Below are 4,720 nucleotides of genomic sequence, written 5' to 3' on the forward strand. Positions count from 1 at the left end.
CCCACAGAGAGCTCCGCAGACATGTGGGAGCCGCTTCAGCGGCGATGCTTCAATGCCCGTGTAGGAGCCGATTCATCGGCGATCCTACAGCGCGCTGCGCAACCACTCGGCCACAGCCCCCGGATGCTCCAGGTGCAAATGATGCCCCCCGTCCATCCGCGTGACAGTGATGTCATCCACGCAATCGATCCGTACCTGCAACGCCTCCGGTTCCAGATACGGCGGATGCGGTCGCGCCAGTAACAGCGACGTCGGCGCCGCAAGGCCGAGCAACAGCGACATCACCTGCGTCTCGGCGAGGCGGATGGCCGTCGGCTTCGACAGGCGCGGATCGCTGCGCCAGCTGTAGCCACCCTCTACTTCCCGTAATCCGCGTTCGACGATATGCCGGGCCAGCGAGCTGTCCAGCCCACTGGCCAGCGCCCGCGCCCGAGCTGCATCGTCGATAGACGGGAATACGCGCAGCGGGCGGCTGCCCTCGTCCTTGATGGCCAATGCGTCGCGAAAGCGATCGAGCGTGCGGGATCCGTCGTCACCGAGAGGGCCAAGGCCTTCGATCAGCGCCAGGGCGCGAATGCGCTCCGGCGCGGCGATCGCGACCATGGTCGCCACGCCCGCACCGAGCGAGTGGCCGAGCAGATGAAACCGGGGCAGGGCGAGCGAATCGACCGCTGCCAGCACCGCCCGGGTGTAGTCGACGTGCTGATAAATCGTGCCTTCCGGCAGATGGTCGGAATGACCGTGGCCTGGTAGGTCCAGGGTGATGACATGGAAGCGCTCAGCCAACAACGGCGCCAGCAGGGCAAAGCTCGCGGCGTTATCAAGCCACCCATGCAGAAGCACGAGCGGGGGCGCATCCGGCTCACCCCAGGTCAGCCCGGACAGCTCCAGTCCGGGGATGGAAATGCGCAACTCACGCATCGTCGCGGACCTGTCGGGCGCGTTCTCGGCTGGCGGCAAGCCGGCGTGCCGCCTCGGCAGCGTCGTAGTCCGCAGCGAACTCGGGCCAGCCCTGCGCATGCCTCAGCACCAGGTCGGCGATCGTCCCGACATGGGCGGGCGTCGCATTGAGGCAGGGAATGTAGTTCAGGGTTTCGCCGCCGGCCTCTTTGAAGAAGTCGGCGTTCTGCATGGCGATTTCCTCGAGCGTCTCAAGGCAATCCACCGCGAAACCAGGGCTGATGACATCGATCCGCTTGATGCCATTGGCGCCAAAGACTTTGACCGTCTCATCCGTGTAGGGGTGCAGCCAGCGCTCACGACCCACGCGCGACTGGAAGCTGAGCGGTGCCTCGACTTCGGACAGTCCCAGGGCTTCGCGCAGCAGGCGCGCCGTGGCGTGACACTGGCAGAAATACGGATCACCGTTACGCACGTAGCGTTCGGGAATGCCGTGGAAGCTCATGAGTAATTTCTCGCCGCGACCGTGTCGATCCCAGTGCGCCCGCACGCTATCGGCCAGCGCGGCGATATAGCCCGGCTCCGCATGGTAGTCGTTGATCTGGCGCAGCTCCGGCGGCCAGCGGAGGCCTTTCACCGCATCCGCCACCGCGTCGAAGACACTCCCGGTCGAGGTGGCCGAGTACTGGGGGTAAAGCGGCAGCACGAGCAGTCGCCTGACGCCTTCGCGCTGCAACTGCGCAATGGTTTCCGCCACGGCGGGCTTGCCGTAGCGCATGGCGAGCRCCACGCGGATCGGGCCGGGCCGACGACGACCCAGTTCGGCCTGCAAGGCGGCGGCGAGCGCTTCGCTACCTACCCTTAGCGGCGAACCCTGCTCCGTCCAGATCCGCGCATAAGCGTGTGCCGACCGCTTCGGTCGCACGCGCAGGATCACGCCATGCAGGATGGCCAGCCAGAGCAGGCGCGGGTATTCGATGACACGCGGGTCACCGAGGAACTGCGCCAGATAGGGCCGTACAGCAGCGGCGGTAGGCGCTTCAGGTGTACCGAGATTAACCAGCAGCACACCGACCTGGGGCAGGTGGTCATGGGAATACCCGGCAAGGCCGGTATAGTTTGGCGTACCTGGCATCGGCGTCGGGCACTCGCGGGAATTCCCGCAGTCTGCCATAGCGCGGTGTAACGCCGAAGCCGTCATGTGTATGAAAGGAGCCACGCGATGACCCCACGTCTTTCCCGCCTGCTTGTTCTCGGCCTTCTTGCCTTGCTGCCCATCTCGGCAGTCCAGGCCGCCGACCCGCCGAAGGAGCAGGCAGAGAATGCGGTGCGCGTGCTCAAGGAAATCATGGACGATGCCCCGGACAAGCAGTTGCCGGCCGATCTCCTCAAGAACGCGAGGGCCATTGCCGTCCTCCCCGACATGGTCAAGGGCGGCTTCGTCTTCTCGGGGGCCAAGGGCGAAGGCCTGATCTCGATCAAGAGCCCCGATGGCACCTGGTCCAACCCCAACTTCATCTCCATGGCGGGTGCCGGGGTAGGCTTCCAGATCGGGATCCAGTCGGCCGACGTGATCCTGGTCTTCCGTACCGATCGGGGCGTGCAGGGCATCATCGACGGCAAGTTCACCCTGGGCGCCAACGCCTCCGCCGCCGCCGGCCCGGTGGGCCGCTCAGCCACGGCGGCCACCGATGGCCAGCTCAAGGCCGAGATCTACACCTATTCGCGCGCGCGCGGCCTGTTCGCCGGCGTGGCCCTCGATGGCACCCACTTCAGCATCGATGACGACACCAACAAGGAGGTCTACGGCCCGGGTATCACCCCCCGCCRCATCTTCGAGACAGGCGGTATCACCAACGCTCCAGCCTATGTCGTCAATTTCCGCGACACGCTGGAGGAGTACACTAACCGCTGAATCTGAACCATCCGGCGTCACGCAAGGGCGCCTGTCCGTCCCATCGGTGCCCTGGYGGGCGCCTGCGAGGTTTTCATGAGCATTACCCATATCGTCCTCTTGCTTCTCGTCGTCGTGCTGATCTTCGGCACGAAGAAGCTGCGCAACATCGGCTCGGACCTGGGCGGTGCCATGCGCGACTTCAAGAAGGGCATGGATGGCGACGAAGAGGCCAAGGCGGCCCGCGAGCGTGAAGACAAGCTGCGCGCGGATCCCCCGGTAACGGGTCAGGTCCCGCCGACCCACACCGAATCCACCGAGCCGCGCGACCGCGCTCCGTGATCCCGGCGGCGCCATGATCGAGATCAGCTTCGGTAAATTGCTGCTGCTCGCGGTAGTGGCGCTCATCGTCCTCGGCCCCGAGAAGCTTCCGCACGCCGCGCGTACCGCGGGCTTGCTCCTGCGGCGCATGCGCAACGGCTGGGATAACGTCAAGGCCGAGGTCGAACGCGAAATCCAGGCTGAGGAAATCAAGCGCACGCTGCGCGAGACGGCCGAAAGCGCCCGTTCCGCGCATGACAGCATGCGCGACGAGATCCGCGGCGCCGGCAAGGACATCCGCGACACCGGTGACCGCGTCCGCGACACCTTTACCGAAACGCAGACAGCGCGTATCGAAGGCCGCGAGGCCGACCCGGCGCGCGACATGCTGCCACTGGCCCATGGTGTGACGACGCCACCTGCGCCGCCTACGGATGAACCGCATGACCGCAGCTGACCCCGGTCCGTCCGCCGACGACGCGATCGAAGAGGGCCTGTTTTCCCACCTGATCGAACTGCGCTCCCGACTCCTTCGCGCCGTCGTCGTCCTGCTGCTGGTGCTGCTGGCCCTCGTGCCGGTGGCCAACCATCTCTACGCCGAACTGGCCAGGCCGCTGGTCGAGCGCATGCCCCAGGGTGCGCACCTGATCGCGACCGAAGTGGCCAGCCCGTTCGTGACGCCGTTGAAGCTCGCCTTCTTCGTGGCGCTGTTCATCAGCATGCCGATGATCCTGTACCAGCTGTGGGCCTTCGTCAGTCCGGGCCTGTACAAGCATGAGAAGCGTCTGGCGCGGCCGCTGCTGGTAGCCTCGCTGGTGCTGTTCTACACGGGCTGCGCGTTCGCGTATTTCGTGGTGATGCCAGCGGCCTTCAAGTTCCTCAACGCCGTCACCCCCGAAGGCGTGGAGATGATGACGGACATCACGCATTACCTCGATTTCGTGATGCTGATGTTCTTCGCCTTCGGACTGTGCTTCGAAGTGCCGGTGGCCGTGGTGATCCTGGCGGCGATCGGCGTCGTCGACGCGCAGAAACTCAGCAAGGGCCGGGGCTACGCCATCGTCGGCGCCTTCGCCATCTCCGCCTTCATCACCCCACCGGATTTGTTGTCCATGGTGATGCTGGCCGTGCCTATGTGCCTGCTGTACGAAGTGGGCCTGCTGTCGGTGCGCTTCCTGCTGAAACCACCCGAAGGGGATTAACTCACGGGCGTGTCCATCGGCTGGCTGGCGGCAAAGGGCAAGAACTCGCAAGGGGCTGCTCCCGCTCAAATACTCCTTCAGGGTGCGGCTGATGGCCGCGCCCTGGGCTGGTCATCGGCTAATGCCGATGTCGATCCGTAGCGACTCCACCACCGGACCCGTCTGAATCCAGACTCTCTGCAGGACTAATCGCCCCGTCCAAAGCTTCCCCGCAGGAAGGTCGGGGTTGTCCGAGGCAAGGTACTCAATGCATAGAGCACTTTCGCCTGAGTTGTCAGCTACGCCACCTGGGGCATAAGCGGAATGGTTTATCCCGAAGGCCGCTTCGCCTGCCCAGGTCAAAGTTCCCCTGAGCTTGAGGGAGTACTTGCGTCCCTTGTCGTCGACCACCGTCGTCCTGAGC

At 65.0% G+C, this 4,720-nt stretch carries 7 protein-coding genes; 4 read left to right on the forward strand and 3 right to left on the reverse strand.

Annotated elements, in window-relative coordinates; all coding sequences use genetic code 11:
• Positions 1-84: 84 nt before the first annotated feature.
• Positions 85-921 (reverse strand): alpha/beta fold hydrolase, encoded by an 837-nt coding sequence (locus AC1DT2_RS16090; protein WP_477297414.1) that lies wholly within the window; start codon positions 919-921, stop codon positions 85-87.
• Entirely contained in the window at positions 914-2,035 is a 1,122-nt protein-coding gene (hemH, locus tag AC1DT2_RS16095; RefSeq protein ID WP_477297415.1) for a ferrochelatase, read from the reverse strand. Before hemH ends, AC1DT2_RS16090 begins: the two co-directional genes overlap by 8 nt.
• Before the next feature lie 87 nt (positions 2,036-2,122).
• Between hemH and AC1DT2_RS16100 the strand changes: the two genes are divergently transcribed.
• The 4 genes from AC1DT2_RS16100 (at position 2,123) to tatC (ending at position 4,317) form a co-directional block, all read left to right on the forward strand.
• Positions 2,123-2,815: a lipid-binding SYLF domain-containing protein gene (locus AC1DT2_RS16100; protein ID WP_477297417.1), complete on the forward strand. Its 693-nt coding sequence runs from the start codon at positions 2,123-2,125 to the stop codon at positions 2,813-2,815.
• Between the two features lie 75 nt (positions 2,816-2,890).
• Positions 2,891-3,136 (forward strand): twin-arginine translocase TatA/TatE family subunit, encoded by a 246-nt coding sequence (gene tatA / locus AC1DT2_RS16105; RefSeq protein ID WP_063570436.1) that lies wholly within the window; start codon positions 2,891-2,893, stop codon positions 3,134-3,136.
• 13 nt (positions 3,137-3,149) lie between these two features.
• Positions 3,150-3,572 (forward strand): Sec-independent protein translocase protein TatB, encoded by a 423-nt coding sequence (gene tatB / locus AC1DT2_RS16110; protein ID WP_477297419.1) that lies wholly within the window; start codon positions 3,150-3,152, stop codon positions 3,570-3,572.
• Positions 3,559-4,317 carry a twin-arginine translocase subunit TatC gene (tatC, locus tag AC1DT2_RS16115; protein WP_477297420.1) on the forward strand — a complete coding sequence of 253 codons (759 nt, stop codon included), beginning with the start codon at positions 3,559-3,561 and terminating at the stop codon, positions 4,315-4,317. Before tatB ends, tatC begins: the two co-directional genes overlap by 14 nt.
• Positions 4,318-4,428: 111 nt before the next feature.
• Here the strand turns inward: tatC and AC1DT2_RS16120 are convergent.
• Positions 4,429-4,720 (reverse strand): hypothetical protein (locus AC1DT2_RS16120; RefSeq protein ID WP_477297422.1); only part of this gene is annotated, 292 nt, incomplete at its 5' end.

This window comes from Luteibacter sp. P4_E6 (assembly GCF_056401535.1).